This is a genomic window from Streptomyces clavuligerus (assembly GCF_005519465.1).
Lineage (GTDB): Bacteria > Actinomycetota > Actinomycetes > Streptomycetales > Streptomycetaceae > Streptomyces > Streptomyces clavuligerus.
The window spans coordinates 3,031,914-3,052,464 of the sequence record NZ_CP027858.1 but is presented as its reverse complement, the minus strand read 5'-3'; the positions used below and the strand labels follow the sequence as shown (position 1 = coordinate 3,052,464).

Sequence of the window (20,551 nt, the reverse complement as noted above, 5' to 3'; positions counted from 1 at the left end):
GGGCCGGGTACGCGAAAGCCCCGCGGGGCAGGACCCCACGGGGCTCGCAGCGCGTCAGACCGCCGTCCCCACCTGCTCGACCGGCTTGTGCTGCGCCACCACGCGCGTCTTCACCGCGAGATACGGCTGGTTCTGCATGGGGGTGAGCTGCCGTCCCAGCCGCACCGCCAGCACGGTGATACCGAGCGAGAACAGGACGAAGGTCACGATGTACGGGGCGTGCCAGGCGGCGCCCATGGGACCGCCCACGGCCGGGCCGATCGCCAGCGCCAACTGCTTCACCAGCGCGAACGCGGAGTTGTACTGCCCCACCATCGACTCCGGAGCCAGATCCGCGACCAGCGGCGCGACGGTCGGCGCGAGCATCGCCTCACCGAGCCCGAAGAGCGCGTAGGTCGCGATGAAGGCGGCCGTGGCCATGGCCTGGCTGCCCTCACCGAGGCCCGCGTACCCGGCCAGCAGCCAGGCGACGGTCCAGATCAGGCCAACCGCGCCGATCATGCGGCTGCGCTTGCGGCGCTCCACGAACCTCAGCACCAGGAACTGGGCGAGCACGATCACGGCGGTGTTCGCGGCCAGGGCCGTACCGAGCGTGGCGGGCTCGATGCCCGCGGCCTCCGTGCCATAGGCGGCGAGACCCGATTCGAACTGTCCGTAGCAGGCGAAGAAGAGGACGAAGCCGAGCACACAGAGCTGGACCATGGCCTTGTGGCCGAGGAGGGCCTTCAGCCCGCCCTTGGCCGTGCCCTGCGCGGGCGCCCCCACCGGGGTCGCCGGGCGCGGCAGCCGGATGGTGAGCCCGATCCCGGCGAGCACCAGGAACATCACGGCCTCGATGCCGAAGAGCAGCAGAAAACTCTCGGGCCTGCTCTTGTCCACGATCTGCCCGCCGAGCAGTCCACCGAGCCCGAGCCCCAGGTTCTGCAGAAAGAACTGGAGGGCGAAGGAACGGGTGCGGGAGGAGGGGTCCGAACACCAGACGATCATCGTGGCGAGCGCCGGCTGCATGACGGCCGTACCGGCTCCCAGCAGCGCGGCGGCGAACACCACGGCGACGACACTGCTCGCGAAGCCCATCGCCACGGCGCCCGCGCCCGCCAGCAGGGAGGCTCCCACCAGCACCGGAAGGGGCCCCTTCCGGTCGATGACCCGTCCGGTGAAGGGCAGGGCGACCAGCGCGGCCATGGCGAAGACCCCGAGGACGGCCCCGGCCGTCGTCGCGCCCAGGTCCCGCGTCTGCGCCACATAGACGTAGAGATACGGAACCGTGAAACCGAGTCCGAACGCGCTCAGCGCGTTCCCTGCCTGGATTCGGCGCATCGCTGCACCCGCCACCCTGCTCACACTCACCTGCCTCAAGATCTGAAGGAGAAGGACTGAAGCCTGAAGACTTCAACACTAAAGTTAGATCCTTAACAATACACATTGAAGGACTTCAAGGCCAATGAGTCGCGTGCCATACTGCGCCGTATGCCTAACGCGAGCCCCGAGGGCCCAGCAGTGACGGGTGCGGCGATCCAGGAGCCGACCCTCGATGAGCAGATCGCCGCCTACCAGCGCGAGTACGGGGATCTCGACCCGCAGGTCGAGAAGGTGGTGTCGGCCCTCGGCCGGCTCAACCGCCGGATGAACGTCGCCTACGGCCGCCAGGTCGCCACCCTCGGGATCAGCAACGCCGAGTGGGAGGTGCTCAAGACCCTCGTGCTCGCCGGCTCCCCCTATCGGATGGGCCCCGGTGAACTGGCCAAGCGCCTCGGGCTCACCCCCGCGGCCATGACCCACCGCATCGACCGGATGGCGACGGACGGCCTGGTCACCCGCGACCGCGACGAGAGCAACCGGGTCCGTGTGATCGTGGAGCTGACCGACGAGGGCCGGACGAAGTGGCTGGAGGCCATGCGCATGGCCTCCGACTTCGAGGGCGATCTCCTCCAGGACCTCTCGGCCGAGGAGCGCGGGGTTCTCGGGGAGCTGCTGATCCGGGTGCTGCGCCGGGTGGAACACACCCAGCCGGACGCCGGCGGGCGGCTCACCGACCTGGATTAGGCCGCCGTCCACGGCGGCTCCCCGGACGGCCCAGGCGAGTTGACACGGACTTCACCGGTCCGTAAGGTTCTTCGAGTTGTCACGGGCTGGAACCATTTTCCGCGACAGCCGATCCCGCCGCGAACGCGGCACCCACACTTTGCACGATCTCCCGACCGGGATGCTTTTCGGCCTGTCCGAATCCATTTCGAACGGACTCGATTAGGAGTCCCCCGGGAAATCCGCTAGAGTTTGGGACGTCGGAACGGCCGAAGGGCCGGAAAGACAACCCGATTTCGACCGGGAATCAGGACCGAAAGGATCTGATAAAGTCGGAGCAGCCGAAAGGCGAAAGGCCGGTCCAACTGGCCGCTGGATCTGAAGGTCCGAATCCCGGGAGACCGGGGGGCGGGAAAAGGATCTGGTAGAGTTGGAAACGCCGAAAGGCAAGAAAGACCGAAGGGAAACTGCCCGGAGGGCCTGGTGAAAAGGGCCTGAAGGAAGCGTCCGTTCCTTGAGAACTCAACAGCGTGCCAAAAGTCAACGCCAGATATGTTGATACCCCGTCCGGGAGCTTCTGCTCCGGGATGAGGTTCCTTTGAAAAAGTCCTCCGTTTCATCCCTCTGTGGGGTGGCGGGGGCGCACACAGCGAGGACGCTGTGGACCGGGAGTGATTATTCCTTGCTCCTGGTTCCGCTCCCGTGTGTGTCGACCAGGATTACCTGGAAGCATTCACGGAGAGTTTGATCCTGGCTCAGGACGAACGCTGGCGGCGTGCTTAACACATGCAAGTCGAACGATGAACCCGCTTCGGTGGGGGATTAGTGGCGAACGGGTGAGTAACACGTGGGCAATCTGCCCTGCACTCTGGGACAAGCCCTGGAAACGGGGTCTAATACCGGATACCACCCGGGGGCGCATGCCCTTGGGTTGAAAGCTCCGGCGGTGCAGGATGAGCCCGCGGCCTATCAGCTTGTTGGTGGGGTGATGGCCTACCAAGGCGACGACGGGTAGCCGGCCTGAGAGGGCGACCGGCCACACTGGGACTGAGACACGGCCCAGACTCCTACGGGAGGCAGCAGTGGGGAATATTGCACAATGGGCGAAAGCCTGATGCAGCGACGCCGCGTGAGGGATGACGGCCTTCGGGTTGTAAACCTCTTTCAGCAGGGAAGAAGCGAGAGTGACGGTACCTGCAGAAGAAGCGCCGGCTAACTACGTGCCAGCAGCCGCGGTAATACGTAGGGCGCAAGCGTTGTCCGGAATTATTGGGCGTAAAGAGCTCGTAGGCGGCTTGTCACGTCGGGTGTGAAAGCCCGGGGCTTAACCCCGGGTCTGCATTCGATACGGGCAGGCTAGAGTGTGGTAGGGGAGATCGGAATTCCTGGTGTAGCGGTGAAATGCGCAGATATCAGGAGGAACACCGGTGGCGAAGGCGGATCTCTGGGCCATTACTGACGCTGAGGAGCGAAAGCGTGGGGAGCGAACAGGATTAGATACCCTGGTAGTCCACGCCGTAAACGTTGGGAACTAGGTGTTGGCGACATTCCACGTCGTCGGTGCCGCAGCTAACGCATTAAGTTCCCCGCCTGGGGAGTACGGCCGCAAGGCTAAAACTCAAAGGAATTGACGGGGGCCCGCACAAGCAGCGGAGCATGTGGCTTAATTCGACGCAACGCGAAGAACCTTACCAAGGCTTGACATACACCGGAAAGCATTAGAGATAGTGCCCCCCTTGTGGTCGGTGTACAGGTGGTGCATGGCTGTCGTCAGCTCGTGTCGTGAGATGTTGGGTTAAGTCCCGCAACGAGCGCAACCCTTGTCCTGTGTTGCCAGCATGCCCTTCGGGGTGATGGGGACTCACAGGAGACCGCCGGGGTCAACTCGGAGGAAGGTGGGGACGACGTCAAGTCATCATGCCCCTTATGTCTTGGGCTGCACACGTGCTACAATGGCCGGTACAAAGAGCTGCGAAACCGTGAGGTGGAGCGAATCTCAAAAAGCCGGTCTCAGTTCGGATTGGGGTCTGCAACTCGACCCCATGAAGTCGGAGTTGCTAGTAATCGCAGATCAGCATTGCTGCGGTGAATACGTTCCCGGGCCTTGTACACACCGCCCGTCACGTCACGAAAGTCGGTAACACCCGAAGCCGGTGGCCCAACCCCTTGTGGGAGGGAGCTGTCGAAGGTGGGACTGGCGATTGGGACGAAGTCGTAACAAGGTAGCCGTACCGGAAGGTGCGGCTGGATCACCTCCTTTCTAAGGAGCACATGGCCGGATGCGAGCGAATGTCTCGCACGGTTGCTCATGGGTGGAACGTTGACTATTCGGCACAGTAGGGTCTGCTTCTTTCACTAGTACTGCTTCGGCGTGGAACGTGGATGGGGTGGGGTCTGCTGGGCCGGGCGCGCTGTTGGGTGTCTGAGGGCACGGGCTTCTGCCAGTGTCTTCGGTTGCCGGCCCCGGTGAACTCACCATGTTGTGGTGGGGTGGCGGGTGGTTGGTCGTTGTTTGAGAACTGCACAGTGGACGCGAGCATCTGTGGCCAAGTTTTTAAGGGCGCACGGTGGATGCCTTGGCACCAGGAACCGATGAAGGACGTGGGAGGCCACGATAGTCCCCGGGGAGTCGTCAACCAGGCTTTGATCCGGGGGTTTCCGAATGGGGAAACCCGGCAGTCGTCATGGGCTGTCACCCGCTGCTGAACACATAGGCAGTGTGGAGGGAACGAGGGGAAGTGAAACATCTCAGTACCCTCAGGAAGAGAAAACAACCGTGATTCCGGGAGTAGTGGCGAGCGAAACCGGATGAGGCCAAACCGTATGTGTGTGATACCCGGCAGGGGTTGCGCATGCGGGGTTGTGGGATCTCTCTTTCACAGTCTGCCGGCTGTGAGACAAGTAAGAAACCATGGTTATAGGCGAAGGGCATGCGAAAGGCCCGGCGTAGAGGGTAAGACCCCCGTAGCTGAAATGATCATGGCTTGTTTGAGAGACACCCAAGTAGCACGGGGCCCGAGAAATCCCGTGTGAATCTGGCGGGACCACCCGTTAAGCCTAAATATTCCCTGGTGACCGATAGCGGATAGTACCGTGAGGGAATGGTGAAAAGTACCGCGGGAGCGGAGTGAAATAGTACCTGAAACCGTGTGCCTACAAGCCGTGGGAGCGTCGGGATGCGAGTTTACTCGTATCCTCGTGACTGCGTGCCTTTTGAAGAATGAGCCTGCGAGTTTGCGGTGTGTTGCGAGGTTAACCCGTGTGGGGAAGCCGTAGCGAAAGCGAGTCCGAACAGGGCGGTTCAGTAGCGCGCTCAAGACCCGAAGCGGAGTGATCTAGCCATGGGCAGGTTGAAGCGGCTGTAAGAGGTCGTGGAGGACCGAACCCACCAGGGTTGAAAACCTGGGGGATGACCTGTGGTTAGGGGTGAAAGGCCAATCAAACTCCGTGATAGCTGGTTCTCCCCGAAATGCATTTAGGTGCAGCGTCGTGTGTTTCTTGCCGGAGGTAGAGCACTGGATAGGCGATGGGCCCTACCGGGTTACTGACCTTAGCCAAACTCCGAATGCCGGTAAGTGAGAGCGCGGCAGTGAGACTGTGGGGGATAAGCTCCATGGTCGAGAGGGAAACAGCCCAGAGCATCGACTAAGGCCCCTAAGCGTACGCTAAGTGGGAAAGGATGTGGAGTCGCAGAGACAACCAGGAGGTTGGCTTAGAAGCAGCCACCCTTGAAAGAGTGCGTAATAGCTCACTGGTCAAGTGATTCCGCGCCGACAATGTAGCGGGGCTCAAGCGTACCGCCGAAGTCGTGTCAATCCAGCAGATAGCCCCAACGGGTGCTGGGTTGGGTAGGGGAGCGTCGTGTGCCGGGTGAAGCCGCGCCGGAAGGCAGTGGTGGACGGTTCACGAGTGAGAATGCAGGCATGAGTAGCGATACACACGTGGGAAACGTGTGCGCCGATTGACTAAGGGTTCCTGGGTCAAGCTGATCTGCCCAGGGTAAGTCGGGACCTAAGGCGAGGCCGACAGGCGTAGTCGATGGACAACCGGTTGATATTCCGGTACCCGCTTTGAAACGCCCAATATCGAATCCTCTGATGCTAAGTCCGTGAAGCCGCCCTTGATCTCTTCGGAGTGAGGGGGAGTGGTGGAGCCGACGACCCGAGGTGGTAGTAGGTAAGCGATGGGGTGACGCAGGAAGGTAGTCCAGCCCGGGCGGTGGTTGTCCCGGGGTAAGGGTGTAGGCCGTGTGATAGGCAAATCCGTCACACATTAAGGCTGAGACCTGATGCCGAGCCGATTGTGGTGAAGTGGATGATCCTATGCTGTCGAGAAAAGCCTCTAGCGAGTTTCATGGCGGCCCGTACCCTAAACCGACTCAGGTGGTCAGGTAGAGAATACCGAGGCGTTCGGGTGAACTATGGTTAAGGAACTCGGCAAAATGCCCCCGTAACTTCGGGAGAAGGGGGGCCATGTCTGGTGATCCAACGTGCTTGGTGAGCTGGGTGTGGCCGCAGAGACCAGCGAGAAGCGACTGTTTACTAAAAACACAGGTCCGTGCGAAGCCGTAAGGCGATGTATACGGACTGACGCCTGCCCGGTGCTGGAACGTTAAGGGGACCGGTTAGCCAGGATTCGTTCTGGCGAAGCTGAGAACTTAAGCGCCAGTAAACGGCGGTGGTAACTATAACCATCCTAAGGTAGCGAAATTCCTTGTCGGGTAAGTTCCGACCTGCACGAATGGCGTAACGACTTCTCGACTGTCTCAACCATAGGCCCGGTGAAATTGCACTACGAGTAAAGATGCTCGTTTCGCGCAGCAGGACGGAAAGACCCCGGGACCTTTACTACAGTTTGATATTGGTGTTCGGTTCGGCTTGTGTAGGATAGGTGGGAGACTGTGATACGGGCACGCCAGTGTTCGTGGAGTCGCTGTTGAAATACCACTCTGGTCGTGCTGGATGTCTAACCTGGGTCCGTGATCCGGATCAGGGACAGTGTCTGATGGGTAGTTTAACTGGGGCGGTTGCCTCCTAAAGAGTAACGGAGGCGCCCAAAGGTTCCCTCAGCCTGGTTGGCAATCAGGTGTTGAGTGTAAGTGCACAAGGGAGCTTGACTGTGAGACCGACGGGTCGAGCAGGGACGAAAGTCGGGACTAGTGATCCGGCGGTGGCTTGTGGAAGCGCCGTCGCTCAACGGATAAAAGGTACCCCGGGGATAACAGGCTGATCTTCCCCAAGAGTCCATATCGACGGGATGGTTTGGCACCTCGATGTCGGCTCGTCGCATCCTGGGGCTGGAGTCGGTCCCAAGGGTTGGGCTGTTCGCCCATTAAAGCGGTACGCGAGCTGGGTTTAGAACGTCGTGAGACAGTTCGGTCCCTATCCGCTGTGCGCGCAGGAGTCTTGAGAAGGGCTGTCCCTAGTACGAGAGGACCGGGACGGACGAACCTCTGGTGTGCCAGTTGTCCTGCCAAGGGCATGGCTGGTTGGCTACGTTCGGGAGGGATAACCGCTGAAAGCATCTAAGCGGGAAGCCTGCTTCGAGATGAGGACTCCCACCCACTTGATGGGGTAAGGCTCCCAGTAGACGACTGGGTTGATAGGCCAGATATGGAAGCCGGGTGACCGGTGGAGTTGACTGGTACTAATAGGCCGAGGGCTTGTCCTCAGTTGCTCGCGTCCACTGTGTTGGTTCTGAAACCACGAACAACCTATTGCTGGTTTGTTGATTGTTTCATAGTGTTTCGGTGGTTATAGCGTTAGGGAAACGCCCGGTTACATTCCGAACCCGGAAGCTAAGCCTTTCAGCGCCGATGGTACTGCAGGGGGGACCCTGTGGGAGAGTAGGACGCCGCCGAACAATTTTTGGGGAAGGCCCCGCACCGTATGGTGCGGGGCCTTTCGCGTTTCCAGACCCTTTTTCCGGCCTTTCCCAGGCCCTGTCAGGCCAGGCCATGCCAACCCCTCCCCGTAACCCCTTCCGAGCCGCCCGGCCCCTGCGTGGTCGAGCAGCTCAGCGGTCTCGGTCGTCTCAGTGCTCCAGGGGCTCCGGCCAGCGGGCGCGGGCCTGTTCGGCGGAGCGGAGAAGAGCGAGCGTCGGAAGGCCGTACTCAGCGCCCGTGGACAGCAACTCGGGAAGCCGGGGGAACGGGGCCACGGCGGCGACATCGTCCAGGACGAGGCTCATTGGTGGGTCGAGCCGGCCGGCGGATGACCGTGCGGCCATGCGGCGGCCGTGCTCGACCACGTCTGCTGCCAGTGCCGTGAGCAGTGGCATAGCTCCGGGGCGGGATCGCGGGTCCTCGATGGACTCACCCACCAGGTAGAGCGTTCCCCCTTCATCCGCAAATGATTCCAGGGTGAGCGCATCAGTTCGGTTCGGGGCGCACGCTTGGCGGATATGCACCGATGAGAGGGCGGAGAGGGCTCGTGCCACGAGCTGCTGGGCGACCTCCCGGCGTTCGGGGTGGGCGGTCAGCGCGGCTTCGAGAAGCCCGGCGAGACCACCTGTGGCCTTCGGGTTCGTCCGCAGGACCCGGACGGCGTCCTGGGAGCCCGTGCCCTGGGCCCAGCGGTGGACCTGTTTGAACGGGCGGTTGTCGATGGCCGCCGCGTGCAGCCAGCAGCGCAGCAGGGTCTCGGCGTTGTCGGCCATCGCCGCGTCCAGCAGGGCGCGGGGGCGGACGGGGGCGAGGAGCGCGGTGGCCCGGGCGGCGGCGACATCGTCGTTCTCGCAGCCTGCCGTCGGGGACCAGTGGAGCCGGGCGGGGGTGTCGCAGAGATGCCCCGGGTCATAGACGAGAACGGGCCCCAGCTTGGCGCGGGTGTCCTTGGTCTCGGCCCACACGCCCGGGTCGGAGGTGATCACGAGGGCGGGGCCCTCGGCGTCGAGGATGGCTTGAACCGCGGCGGGCCTGCGGACGGTTGGAGCCCCGTACAGCACCCGCGGAGCGCGGGGCGGGGGCAGGACGGCCGGGACCGCCACGGGCGCCATGGGAGCGGGCCGGGGCGGCTCCTTCGGCACCGGCGGCGGTGCGACGGGCCGCGGTACGGGTGGGACGACCGGCGGTGGGCCGTCCGCGGCCGACGAGGGCTGCGGGAAGGCCCCGAAAGGCGCGGGCGGCGGGGCGGCGGAAGACGCCGCAGAGGTGCTCGGCGGCGGTGCCGTGGCCCGGGAAGCGGCCTCGGCGCCCTCGGCGGACACGGACGTGGACAGGGACGCGGACGTGGCGGACCTGGTGGCCCGTACGGCCTTCCAGCGGGCCACCGTGCCCACCAGGAAGACGCCCAGCACGGCCAGCACCATCAGCTCGCCGATCGCGAGGCCCCAGAACAGCCCGTACCCCGAGAGAGCCCCGGCGGGGGCCGCGGGCCAGGCCGCGGGCAGGTCCTGGGGGGCCGAGACCAGCGAGCGCAGCGCCGGTGGGGTGTTCCCGAAGGTGACGCCGTCCGGCCAGGAGCCATGGGCGAGGAGGGCCGCGAGTCCGGTGGCCGTCCAGGTCACCAGCAGGACGCAGATCCCGAGGCCGATGATGCCCAGCAGCAGTCCGTCGGGGACTCCCCCGCTCCCGGCCCGGCCTGACGGGCCGGGCTCACGGTACCGCCGCTGGTCGCGCATCTCAGGCCACCGTCGACTCGGAGGGGTCGGACGCGGTGCCGCCGGGGCCGTACTGGTGGCGTTCCATCAGGGTGGCGCGCTGTTCGGCCTCCCACTCGGCGGCCTGCAACTCCTCGGACAGCTCCGGTACGGCGGGGGCGGACGACTCGGTCATGGCCCGGTCGGTGAAGACCAGGGGCCGTTCCGCCTCGGTGATCAGGTGTTTGACGACCTGGACATTGCCGTTGACGTCCCAGACGGCGATGCCGGGGGTCAGGGTCGGGATGATCTCGACGGCCCAGCGGGGCAGTCCGAGGACCTGGCCGGTGGCCCGTGCCTCGTCCGCTTTCTGCGCGTAGATGGTTCGGGTGGACGCCATCTTGAGGATCGCGGCGGCCTCCTTGGCGGCGGCTCCGTCCACGACGTCGGAGAGGTGGTGGACGACGGCGACGAAGGAGAGGCCGAGTCGGCGGCCGAACTTCAGCAGCCGCTGGAAGAGCTGGGCGACGAAGGGGGAGTTGATGATGTGCCACGCCTCTTCGACCAGGAAGATGCGTTTCTTCCGGTCGGGTCTGATCCAGGTGTGCTCCAGCCAGACGCCGACGATCGCCATCAGGATCGGCATGGCGATCGAGTTGCGGTCGATGTGGGAGAGGTCGAAGACGATCAGGGGGGCGTCGAGGTCGATGCCGACGCTCGTCGGCCCGTCGAACATGCCGCGCAGATCGCCGTCGACGAGACGGTCGAGGACGAGGGCGACATCGAGGCCCCAGGCCCGTACATCGTCTATGTCGACGTTCATCGCCTCCGCGGACTCGGACTCCGGGTGGCGGAGCTGTTCCACGATGTCCGTGAGGACGGGCTGCCGGTTGGTGATGGTCTCGTTGACATAGGCGTGGGCGACCTTGAGGGCGAAGCCGGAGCGTTCGTCCAGGCCGTGGCCCATCGCGACCTCGATGATGGTGCGCAGCAGGGCGAGCTGGCCCGTGGTGGTGATCGACGGGTCGAGCGGGTTGAGCCGGATGCCGCCGTCGAGGGCGGTCATCGGGTCCAGCCGGATGGGGATTATCCCCAGTTGCTGGGCGATCAGGTTCCATTCGCCGACGCCGTCCTCGCCCTGGGCGTCGAGGACGACGACCTGCCGGTCCCGGAAGCGGAGCTGGCGCAGGACGTAGGTCTTCTCCAGCGCGGACTTGCCGTTTCCGGACTCGCCGAGGACCAGCCAGTGGGGGGCGGGGAGCTGCTGGCCGTAGAGCTGGAAGGGGTCGTAGATGTAGCCCTTTCCGCTGTAGACCTCGCGGCCGATGATCACTCCCGAGTCGCCCAGGCCGGGGGCCGCGGTCGGCAGATAGACGGCCTGGGCCTGCCCGGTGGAGGTGCGGACGGGCAGCCGGAGCGTCTCCACCTTGCCGAACACAAAGGAGGTGAAGGTTTCGGTGACGGCGGTCAGCGGATCACGCATCAGGATCAGGGCCCCTAACGGCGGATGCCGGTCGCGAACGGCAAGGTGTTCACAAAGGCCCGGTGGTGCTCGCGGTCGCACCATTCCAGCTTCAGATAGGACTTTCCGGCCGAGGCCCTGATCGTTCGTTTGTCCCGGGCCAGGGCCTCGGGGGAACGCGACGACACCGTGATGTACCCGACGAGGTTGACGCCCGCCGCGCCGCTGGCGAGGTCTTCGCCCCGCTGGTCGAGCCGGCCGTGGGCGGCGACGTCGCGGGGGTCGACGGTGCGGTTCATTTTGGCGGCCCGGCTGGCGTCGGCGGCGTCGTTGGTCTTCTCGGTGAGCATCCGCTCGATGGCGACCTCGGTCGGTTCGAGGTCCATGGTGACCGCGACCGTACGGATCACATCGGGGGTGTGGACGAGGAGCGGGGCGAGGAAGTTGACGCCGACCGGGGTCATCGGCCACTCCTTCACCCAGGCGGTGGCGTGGCACCAGGGGGCGCGGGTGGAGGACTCGCGGGTCTTGGCCTGGAGGTAGGTGGGCTCCAGGGCGTCCAGCTCGGCGGGCCAGGCGTTCCGCTTGGTCATGGCCTGGATGTGGTCGACGGGGTGGTCGGGGTCGTACATGGAGTGCACGAGGGAGGAGAGCCGACTCTGGCCGAGCGGCTGGCGGACCCGGATGTCGGCCTCGGCGAGCCGGGCGCAGATGTCGGTCAGTTCACGGGCCATGACGACGGCGAGCCCGGCGTCCTTGTCGAGCCTGCGGTACTTGGTTCCGGGGGTGGCGGAGCGGGCGGCGCGGGCCATGGCGTGGGCCTCGGCGGCCAGCTCGCGGGTGTAGTGCATACAGGCGACGAGGTAGGCCCGGTGCTGCTCGCTGGAGGTGGACACCATCGACTGGAGCTGGTCGTAGGAGTCCCGCAGCCACAGGGGGGAGTCCTGGTCGCCGCGCTGGGCGACGTCCTTGGCGTGGGCGTCGGGATCCGCGGGCAGGGTGCGGGCGAGCATCTGGAGCCGGGTCACGAAGCCGTCGCCGTTGGCGACGTGCTTGAGGAGGGTGCCGAAGCGGTCGACGAGGGCCTCCTGGTCCTCGCTGTCGCGCAGGCCGACGCCGGGGCCCTCGATCTCGATGGCGGCGGTGACGGTCCGCCGGTCGGCGTGGAGGAGGACGGCGATCTCGTCGGGGCCGAAGGGGGCGGCGAGCCAGTTGATGCGGCCGATGCCGGGGGGCGGGCCGATCTCGATCTCGCGGCCGTCGAGCCGGGTGCCGGCCTCGACGGCCCCGGAGCGGTAGACGGAACCGGCGGAGCGCACGGTGCGCTTGAAGCTGCGGTTGATCTCGAACCACTTGTAGAAGGTGCGCTGCTTGTACGGGACGTACACGGCGGCGAGGGCGAGCATCGGGAAGCCCGTGAGCAGCGCGATCCGCAGGGGGAGCACCGGGACGAGCAGCCCGCACATCATGCCGAGGAACGCGCCGACGACGATCAGGGCGATTTCGCCGGTCTCACGGTTCTTGCCGATGATCGCGTTCGGCCTGGCGCGGCCGATGAGATAGGTACGGCGGGGCGTGAGGGTGTGGGACGGGGTCGTCAACGCCCTGCACCTCCTGTGGTGTTGCGGTTGCTGTGCGGGGTGCTCGTGGCGGGTCCTGGGTTACGCGGCGGGGGTGCCGCGGCGCCGGGTGCGGGGCCCGCGCCTCCGGAGGCGGTGCCCGCGGGACGGCTGCTGTGGGCGGCCATGCCGCCGCCCACGGGGTTGGCCGGGCGGGGGGCCGTGGAGCCGCCGCCTCCGGCGGAGCCCTCGCCGGGGTTGCCCCGGGCGCTGTGGGTCTTGATGCCCTGGGAGACCAGGGCGGCGGGGGAGCTGATGACGGCCGCGGCACGGTTCTCGACCCCGCCCTGGAGGCGGTTGTTCCGGGAGGCGATGATCTCGTCGCCGAAGCCGGGGACGAAGCGGTAGATCATCGCCGAGGCGACGATGGCCAGGATGATGATCGCGAGTCCGGAGACGATGGAGGAGATGGCGTCGTTGTCGGCGCTGTTGGTGAGGGCGCCCGCCAGTCCGAGGACGATCGCGATGACCGGTTTCACCAGAATGATCGCGATCATGATGCCCGCCCAGCGGCGGACGTTGCCCCACATGTTCTTGTCGACGAGACCGGAGTAGACGACCACGCCGAGGAGGGCTCCGACGTAGAGCACGATCGCGCGGATGAACAGCTCCAGATAGAGCACGCCCGCCGCGACGATGGTGACCAGGGAGACCACGATCTGCATGATCGGGCCGCCGCCGATGCCGTTGCCCTGTTTGAGGGCGGCGGAGAAGTTCCCGAAGAACTGCTCGGTCTGGTCGTCGGTGCCGCCGGTGATGACCTCGGTGACGCTGTCGGTCGCGGAGACCAGGGTGTAGAGGACCAGCGGGGTGAAGGCGGAGGCGAGGACGGTCAGCCAGAGGAAGCCGATGGCCTCGGAGACGGCGGTGGTGAACGGGACGCCGCGGATGGCGCGCTTGGCGACGGCGAGGAGCCACAGCAGCAGCGTCAGGACCGTGGTGGCGGCGAAGACGATGGCGTACTGGGAGATGAAGGTGGGGTTGGTGAAGTCGACGGTGGCCGTGGACTTCACCGCCTTGGAGAGGGTGTCGACGGTCCAGGAGGCGGCTTCGGCGCAGGCGCGGCCCAGCGCGCCGAGGGGGTCGGCGGCGCTGGTGGGGTCGAGCCCGCCGGACTGGGTGCCGCCGCCGCTCTCGCCGTTCTCGCAGCGGTCGCGGACGGGTCCGGAGAGGAGTTCGCAGCGGGAGTCGCCGCCGGGCGACGCGCCCGGGGACGGGCTGCCCGAGGTCGAGGGGGTCGGGGTGGGTTCCGCCGCGGCACGGGAGGCCAGGACCACCGCCGTGGCCTGGAGCGAGACGAGGGCGGCGGTGAGCGAAAGGACGCGGCGTCGGCTAGCGGGCATACGTGTATCCGCCGAACTGCTGCACGGCATCGGCCATCTCCTTGGCGCCGGATGCGGTCTGGTCACGGCCGACCGGGACGGGGCCGTCCTTCTGGGCGTAGTCGGCGACCTTCCAGTCGCCGGAGGCCCACTTCAGCTGAAAGGTGTACGTGTACCAGCTCTGGGTGACGGGGTTCTTGGAGGTCTCGCCGGCCATGCCGAACAGCGCCGTGTACCAGACGGAGACGGTGGCCGCGCTGTCGCTGTAGCGCTCGACCTTGGAGCCGAGCGGGGTGAAGCGGCTGACGAAGGTCTGCCCGGGCGGAGCGGTGCCGTCGGGCCGCAGTCCGACCTCGGCGAACAACTCCTCGCCGTACACCTTGTCCAGGGCGGCGCGGCGCTCCCGCGCGGCCCCACGGGTGTAGACGGTGTCGACGATCCGCCCGCGCCGCTCGCTGTCGTACATGCCGTCGGAGCCGAGGGCCGCCGTGTAGTTGGCGGCGGCGCTCTGCGCGCCCTGTTCGTCGCGCGCGTAGCCGGTGGGGACGCCTTCGGTCCTCCCCTTGACGGGGGTGACCCCGCTGGCCGCTGTCGCCGCGGCGCCCGGGCGGGACTTCGGGGAGTCCGCGGAGTCGTCCCCGGTGCCGTCGCCTCTGTTCACGAATGCGATGGCGGCGATGAGCAGGACGACGACCGCCACCACCGCGAGCATGGAACGGGAGGTGCGCGGCGGGCGGCGGGCGGCGTACGCGTCGGGGTCGGCGGCGCCGGGCAGCCGGGTACGGGTCTGTCCGGTGCCGCCGAAACCGTCGTCCCAGTGGCCGCCCGTCCCGTCGCGGTGTCCGTGTTCGTCGCCGAGGCTCATCCCGGGTACTTCCCCTCGCTCGGCCGGGGCAGTCGTCCCCCGGCCACGTACGGCTCCGTGTCGTATGACACGGGGTCATACGACGACGGTAGCCGCCGCGCTCGGCGCGCGTGCGCGGTGTGGTGACTCGACATCGGGAGACACAACCTCTGAGGGTGGGCCGGGCACGGGGGGAGGAGGCCAGGGGTGCTCCGGAGGAGGTCCGGAGCGGGGCCGCGGACGAGGGGAGTGGAGAAGCGGGAGGGGTCGCAGGAGGGGTGGCGGGGGAGTGGGAGCGGGCGCGCCGGGTGAGGCGCGGTCAGACCGCCATCCCGTACACGATGGTGAAGACCGTGCCCAGGGAACCGATGATGAACACCCCGGTGAGACCGGCGACGATGAGGCCCTTGCCCTGTTCGGCGCTGAAGGTGTCGCGCAGCGCCGTCGCCCCGATCCGCTGCTTGGCCGCTCCCCAGATCGCGATGCCGAGGCAGATCAGGATGGCCACCGCCATCACGACCTCGATCATCACCCGTGCTTCCTGGCCCAGGTCGCCGAAAGGCCCCCAATCCGGGGCGATTCCGCCAATGATGGTGTCGATGTCGCCCTTTTCCGCTGCCAGTTTCATCTGTAACTCACCGCCCCTGTCGGGTTGTTCGCCACCCCTGCCGAGCGGCAGGGTCGTCGCTCTATCTTCGCTGATGAAACCGCCCGCGTGAGCCGACTTGGCTGGTCTCTTTACCCGATCTCCGCACGTTTGACCGAAGTCACCGTCCGGACCTGCGGAGATGTCGGTTCGCGCGCCCCGCGGCCCGTCACTTCAGTCACTCTGTGTATCACGAGGCGTGACTCCGGGCAATGACTGTCGTTGTTCCACCTTTGGGGCGCTCCTCACGTTTCGGGCGGGCGGTGTCCCCTTTGATGGAGGGTGCATCCGATCTGTCCCGGGCCGCCGGGGAGGGGCGGCGCGGTGTCGCGCCGGAGTTTTCCACAACCCCTGTTCAGCGGTGCGGACTTGGATACCGTGATCCGTGTGACTGGATACGAGGACTTACGCGGCAGGATCGACACCTCGCGCGCGCATACCGCCCGCATCTGGAACTACTGGCTGGGAGGCAAGGACAACTACCCCGTCGACCGCGAGGCGGGGGACCAGATCAAGGCGATCCACCCGGGCATCGGCGCCTACGCCCAGGCCGACCGGCTCTTCCTGGGGCGGGCCGTGCACCATCTGGTGGCCGATGTCGGCGTGCGGCAGTTCCTCGATATCGGCACCGGGCTGCCCAGCGCGGACAACACCCATGAGGTCGCCCAGCGGACGGCGCCCGACGCCCGCGTGGTCTATGTGGACAACGATCCGCTGGTCCTCTCCCACGCCCGGGCGCTGCTCACCGGCACCCCCGAGGGGCGCACCGACTATCTCGACGCCGATCTGCGCGACGTGGACCTGATCCTGGAGCGCGCGGCCCAGACACTGGACTTCACCCGGCCCGTCGCGCTGATGCTCCTCGGCGTGGTCATCTTCGTCCCGGACCACGAGCAGTCCTACGGCGTCGTGCGGCGGCTGATGGACGCGCTGCCGCCCGGCAGCCATCTGGTGCTCTCCCACACCATCACCGGTCCGTCCGTGCCGGAGATCGACGCCGCGGTCAGATTCTGGAACGAGCACGGCACCCCGAAGCTGACCCAGCGCACCCCCGAGCAGATAGCGCGGTACTTCGACGGTCTGGAGCTGCTGGAGCCGGGGCTCGTCTCCTGTTCCCGCTGGCGCTCGGGCAGCCCGCCGGGCGAGGAGCCCGAAGAGGTCGCCATGTACGGGGCGGTGGCCCGTAAGGCCCACTCCTGATCTCGGGCTCCCCCGCCTACACTGGCGCGGGACGTACTACTCCCCTGGAGTGAAGGGCGGTTGACGGTGCGTAGGGCGTGGCTGGTCGCGGGTGTGTCCATCGGGATGGCCCTGTCGTTCATCGCGCTGCTCGTCATCGGAACCTTCACGGCGGCGGCCGGGCTCTTCGGCGCCGCCGACGGGCGGAACGGCTCCGTGGGGCTGGCCAAGGGCGCCGTGCCGGCGCGCTACCAGGCCCTGGTGCAGCAGTGGGGCAATCTCTGCCCCGCGATCAACCCGGCGCTGCTCGCGGCCCAGCTCTATCAGGAGAGCGGCTGGAATCCGCGGGCCCAGAGCCATGCGGCGGCGCAGGGCATCGCGCAGTTCATCCCCGCCACCTGGGCCACGCACGGGATCGACGGGGACAAGGACGGCGACCGGGACGTCTGGGACCCGGCCGACGCCATCCCGTCCGCCGCCTCCTACGACTGCGCCATGGCCGAGTATGTGAAGAGCGCCCCCGGCGACCCCGCGAACAACATGCTCGCCGCGTACAACGCGGGCCCGTACGCCGTGATCAAGTACGGCGGGATCCCCCCGTACCGGGAGACCCAGAACTATGTGCGGATCATCCGCACCCTGGAGAAGAGCTTCGCCCGGCCCATCGGCCGGGTCGACCCCTCCCGGCAGGCCGCCGCGGCGATCCACTTCGCGCAGCAGCAACTCGGCAAGAAATACCTGTGGGGCGGCACCGGCACCCCCGAACAGGACGGCCGCTTCGACTGTTCCGGGCTCACCCAGGCCGCGTACCGCACGGTGGACATCGAGCTGCCCCGGGTGGCCAATGACCAGTACAACGCCGGACCGCACCCCGCCAGGGACGAGCTGCTCCCCGGGGACCTGGTCTTCTTCTCGGACGACCTCACCAACTCCCGGGCCATCCGGCACGTCGGCATCTATGTCGGGGGCGGATATATGATCAACGCTCCCCGCACCGGGGCCTTGATCCGCTTCGACAAGATCGACACCCCGGACTACTTCGGGGCCACCCGGGTCACCGCGGACGGCGCGAAAGCGTTGCCCAAGCGGCCTTCGGAGGTCTGACGCGGGCCCCGCCCCGGCGGGAACGCTCTGCTGAGGCGCGGCCCTGAACTGCGGCGACGCATCTCTCTTCGATAACGTCATGGTGATCGTTCAGTGGAGAGTGGAACGTCCGGGGCGGGAGAGCCGTTCCCTGGACGGAGCGGGACGCGGCGGCGGAGCGGCCGTCACGGAGAGCGGCGGAGACGGTGCGCCTCCCCGGGGTGCGGACCGTGGCCGGGAAGCAGTCACGGGGGCTCGGACGGACACAGAGCAGTTTCAGGGCGAACAAGGCAAGGGGCCGGAGCAGATGGCTGGACTCGCAATGAGGGATTCCCTCGCGGAGCCGAGGACAGGGCTTCCGCTCGCTGACGGGGCCACGGGGTCGGGTCCCGACCTCACCCTGCTCTACGAGATCAACGGTCTGTCCAAGGCCGCCCCGCCGTGGGTCGACCGGATCATGGGCTTCGTCGGTGAGTACGGCATCATGCTCGGGCTCGCCGTGGTCGGTCTCTGGGCCTGGTGGAGCGTGCGCCGCAGCGCCACCGCCGAGGACGCCGTCGCCTCCGTCGCCGGACTGGCCTGGGCGCCGCTCGCCGCCGCGGCGGCCGTGGTGGTCAACATCCCGATCCGGGGCTTCGTCGAGCGACCGCGGCCCTTCGTCGACCACCCCAAGGAGCTGGAGGTCCTGGTCGACGGGAAGACCGACTTCTCCTTTGTGAGCGACCACTCCACGATGGCCATGGCGCTCGCCGTCGGTATCTTCCTGGTCCACCGCAGGCTCGGCTGGGCGGCCCTCGGGCTGGCGTTCGCGGAGGGCTTCCTCCGTATCTATATGGGTGTGCACTACCCGACCGATGTGATCGGCGGCTTCGCGCTCGGCACGGCGGTCACCCTGCTGCTCGCCCCGCTCGCGATGGCGCTGCTGACGCCGCTGGTGTCGGCGATCGCCGGGTCGAAGGCGGGCGGGCTGGTGTGGGCGAGGCCGCCGCGCTCCCGGCGCGGTGACCGTCGGGAGCCCTTCGGGATTCCCGAGCCGCGGGCCGAGGAGGGCGGCGAGAAGGGGCTGGCCGCCTGAGGCGGAATGGCCGCCGGAGCGACGGGCGGAGCGGATGAGGGGCCGTGGGCGGGAAGCCCGCGGCCCGTCGTCGTTTCCGGGGGGTCCGGGGTCCGGGGCTCGGACCTCAGCGGCGGCCGCCGCGGTTGCGGCGCTGATGGCGGCGGAGGATCACGGCGGTCCCGGCGGCGGCCACGGCGCCGGTGCCCAGGACGGACAGCGAACTCTCGATGGGCCCGTCCGGTTTGGTCCCGCTCGCGGCGAGGGCGGTGCCCGCGGCGAGGGCCGTGCCCGTGGGGGACAGGACGAGGACGGCGGAGGCGAGTGCGGTGGCGGTGGTGAGGGCGGCGAACCGGGCGCCGCGGCCTATGGAACGGTGCGTCATGGCGGTATTCCTCCGGGGAAAAGGTCTTTCCCCCAGCGCACCGCCGCCGCGCCCCGGTGGCCATCCGGACACGCCCGTACGGGTCACGCCCCCGTACCGGTCACGCCCCAGGCCCGGCGTCAGACCCCGGAGGCCAGCGGTTCCGGCGCGCTGTGCGTACGGGCGTCCACCCGGGCCCGTTCACGGGAGCGGCGGGCGGGGCCGCTCCAGCCGCAGGAGCAGCGGGCGAGGGCGAAGGCACCCCGTTCGACCGTGGTCGTCGTATGCGCTGCCGGAGTCGGGTCCGGCCCTTCTGGCGGAGGCACCGGACCACCGTAGCGGGGGAGGAGCGCGCCGCGGGACATACGGACGGGCCATTCGGCGGCCGGGGACAGGCCATTCGGCGCGTTGCCGGGGGGCCATTCGTCCGGGAAGGATCAGGGGCTAAATGGTCCGGACGTGTCATGCGCGTACTGTGTGTCACTCCCTACGCTGGGAAGCCGGTACCGGCAGGGAGAGGGTGAACGCGCGTGGCTCCGCCCAGTACGACCATGGTCCAGGACCACGTGGCCCTCGCCGAGATCGAGCTGTGCGGCGATCTGATCATCGCGGCCTCCGCCGCCGACGGGGACCGGCTCAGCTTCGCCCGTATCGACGAGGTGCTGAAGGTGGCGGCGGAGCGCTCGGCGCTCCAGGCCGCCGCCCGCCGTCAGAGCTGACCCGCCCGCCGGACCGGCCCCCGGGGCCGGGCGTACGAGGCCGGCCCGAGCCCCCTCGGGCCCGGGCGCCCCTGCGATCAGGTGCGCAGCAGCCGGGCGATCGCCTTGGTGGCCTCCTCGACCTTCGCGTCGATCTCCGAACCGCCCTTGACGGCCGCGTCCGCGACACAGTGCCGCAGATGCTCTTCGAGGAGCTGGAGCGCGAAGGACTGGAGGGCCTTGGTGGACGCCGAGACCTGAGTGAGTATGTCGATGCAGTAGACGTCCTCGTCGACCATGCGCTGGAGGCCGCGGATCTGTCCCTCGATCCGCCGCAGCCGCTTCAGGTGCTCGTCCTTCTGCTTGTGGTAGCCGTGGTGCCCCTGCTCGTGCCCCTGGTCCTGCTCGGTGACCGGTCCGTCCGCCGCCGCGGTGGTGTCCGTGACCGGGGGGCCTGCTGCCTCGGTGGTCGTCATCGGGTCCTCCCGTTGTCCTGCGGTGCCTGTCCGAAAATGGTCTGTCCAAAGCCCGGGGTTACATACCCCTCATGGGTATATGGTACCGAACCCCGGGCGAAGGGGGCGGCAGATGCCCGCGGGGGGCCCTGCTCAACGGGGGATGCCATGGGCGACACTGAAGAACACTGGTTGGCCGTGGCCGGATGAATGCGCCTAGCA

General features: G+C 67.2%; 15 protein-coding genes and 3 rRNA genes. 8 read left to right on the top strand and 10 right to left on the bottom strand.

Going from position 1 to position 20,551, the window contains the following annotated elements:
- Positions 1 to 54 precede the first annotated feature (54 nt).
- Positions 55 to 1,320 (bottom strand): MFS transporter, encoded by a 1,266-nt coding sequence (locus CRV15_RS12750; RefSeq protein ID WP_003953580.1) that lies wholly within the window; start codon positions 1,318 to 1,320, stop codon positions 55 to 57.
- Positions 1,321 to 1,470: 150 nt separating this feature from the next.
- Here CRV15_RS12750 and CRV15_RS12745 point away from each other — a divergent pair, with 150 nt between their 5' ends.
- The 4 genes from CRV15_RS12745 (at position 1,471) to rrf (ending at position 7,887) form a co-directional block, all read left to right on the top strand.
- Complete coding sequence (locus CRV15_RS12745) at positions 1,471 to 2,046, top strand: MarR family winged helix-turn-helix transcriptional regulator (RefSeq protein ID WP_003961235.1); 576 nt, start codon at positions 1,471 to 1,473, stop codon at positions 2,044 to 2,046.
- Positions 2,047 to 2,757: 711 nt separating this feature from the next.
- Positions 2,758 to 4,285, top strand: a 16S ribosomal RNA gene (locus CRV15_RS12735).
- Positions 4,286 to 4,569: 284 nt separating this feature from the next.
- Positions 4,570 to 7,695, top strand: a 23S ribosomal RNA gene (locus CRV15_RS12730).
- A gap of 75 nt (positions 7,696 to 7,770) precedes the next feature.
- Positions 7,771 to 7,887: ribosomal RNA gene (rrf, locus tag CRV15_RS12725) — 5S ribosomal RNA — on the top strand.
- Together the 16S, 23S and 5S rRNA genes form the textbook arrangement of a ribosomal RNA operon.
- A gap of 171 nt (positions 7,888 to 8,058) precedes the next feature.
- Here rrf and CRV15_RS12720 read toward each other — a convergent pair.
- The 6 genes from CRV15_RS12720 to CRV15_RS12695 form a co-directional block, all read right to left on the bottom strand.
- Complete coding sequence (locus CRV15_RS12720) at positions 8,059 to 9,645, bottom strand: type IV secretory system conjugative DNA transfer family protein (RefSeq protein WP_003953575.1); 1,587 nt, start codon at positions 9,643 to 9,645, stop codon at positions 8,059 to 8,061.
- Between the two features lies 1 nt (position 9,646).
- Positions 9,647 to 11,086 carry an ATP-binding protein gene (locus CRV15_RS12715; protein WP_003953574.1) on the bottom strand — a complete coding sequence of 480 codons (1,440 nt, stop codon included), beginning with the start codon at positions 11,084 to 11,086 and terminating at the stop codon, positions 9,647 to 9,649.
- Positions 11,087 to 11,100: 14 nt separating this feature from the next.
- Positions 11,101 to 12,666, bottom strand: coding sequence for an SCO6880 family protein (locus CRV15_RS12710; RefSeq protein WP_003953572.1), 1,566 nt, complete (start codon positions 12,664 to 12,666; stop codon positions 11,101 to 11,103).
- Entirely contained in the window at positions 12,663 to 14,027 is a 1,365-nt protein-coding gene (locus CRV15_RS12705; RefSeq protein ID WP_003961236.1) for a hypothetical protein, read from the bottom strand. Before CRV15_RS12705 ends, CRV15_RS12710 begins: the two co-directional genes overlap by 4 nt.
- Positions 14,017 to 14,871: a DUF8175 domain-containg protein gene (locus CRV15_RS12700; RefSeq protein WP_003961237.1), complete on the bottom strand. Its 855-nt coding sequence runs from the start codon at positions 14,869 to 14,871 to the stop codon at positions 14,017 to 14,019. Before CRV15_RS12700 ends, CRV15_RS12705 begins: the two co-directional genes overlap by 11 nt.
- 298 nt (positions 14,872 to 15,169) lie before the next feature.
- The gene (locus CRV15_RS12695; protein WP_003953568.1) at positions 15,170 to 15,478 is read right to left on the bottom strand and encodes a hypothetical protein; all 309 of its coding nucleotides are present in this window, start codon (positions 15,476 to 15,478) and stop codon (positions 15,170 to 15,172) included.
- A 396-nt stretch (positions 15,479 to 15,874) separates the two neighbouring features.
- Between CRV15_RS12695 and CRV15_RS12690 the strand changes: the two genes are divergently transcribed.
- The 3 genes from CRV15_RS12690 (at position 15,875) to CRV15_RS12680 (ending at position 18,833) form a co-directional block, all read left to right on the top strand.
- Entirely contained in the window at positions 15,875 to 16,696 is an 822-nt protein-coding gene (locus tag CRV15_RS12690; protein ID WP_009997040.1) for an SAM-dependent methyltransferase, read from the top strand.
- Positions 16,697 to 16,801: 105 nt separating this feature from the next.
- Positions 16,802 to 17,779 carry a C40 family peptidase gene (locus tag CRV15_RS12685; RefSeq protein WP_003953566.1) on the top strand — a complete coding sequence of 326 codons (978 nt, stop codon included), beginning with the start codon at positions 16,802 to 16,804 and terminating at the stop codon, positions 17,777 to 17,779.
- 301 nt (positions 17,780 to 18,080) lie between these two features.
- A complete protein-coding gene (locus CRV15_RS12680) occupies positions 18,081 to 18,833 on the top strand; it encodes a phosphatase PAP2 family protein (RefSeq protein WP_003953565.1) in 753 nt (250 codons plus the stop codon).
- A 106-nt stretch (positions 18,834 to 18,939) separates the two neighbouring features.
- On the opposite strand, the gene CRV15_RS12675 is transcribed toward CRV15_RS12680, so the two are convergent.
- Together CRV15_RS12675 and CRV15_RS12670 are read right to left on the bottom strand one after the other, a co-directional pair.
- Positions 18,940 to 19,197 (bottom strand): hypothetical protein, encoded by a 258-nt coding sequence (locus CRV15_RS12675; protein WP_009997047.1) that lies wholly within the window; start codon positions 19,195 to 19,197, stop codon positions 18,940 to 18,942.
- Positions 19,198 to 19,316: 119 nt separating this feature from the next.
- Complete coding sequence (locus tag CRV15_RS12670) at positions 19,317 to 19,541, bottom strand: hypothetical protein (protein WP_003953563.1); 225 nt, start codon at positions 19,539 to 19,541, stop codon at positions 19,317 to 19,319.
- Between the two features lie 165 nt (positions 19,542 to 19,706).
- Here CRV15_RS12670 and CRV15_RS12665 point away from each other — a divergent pair, with 165 nt between their 5' ends.
- Complete coding sequence (locus CRV15_RS12665; RefSeq protein ID WP_003953562.1) at positions 19,707 to 19,895, top strand: hypothetical protein; 189 nt, start codon at positions 19,707 to 19,709, stop codon at positions 19,893 to 19,895.
- A 77-nt stretch (positions 19,896 to 19,972) separates the two neighbouring features.
- Here CRV15_RS12665 and CRV15_RS12660 read toward each other — a convergent pair whose 3' ends face one another.
- Positions 19,973 to 20,350, bottom strand: coding sequence for a metal-sensitive transcriptional regulator (locus CRV15_RS12660; protein ID WP_003953561.1), 378 nt, complete (start codon positions 20,348 to 20,350; stop codon positions 19,973 to 19,975).
- Between the last annotated feature and the right edge of the window lie 201 nt (positions 20,351 to 20,551).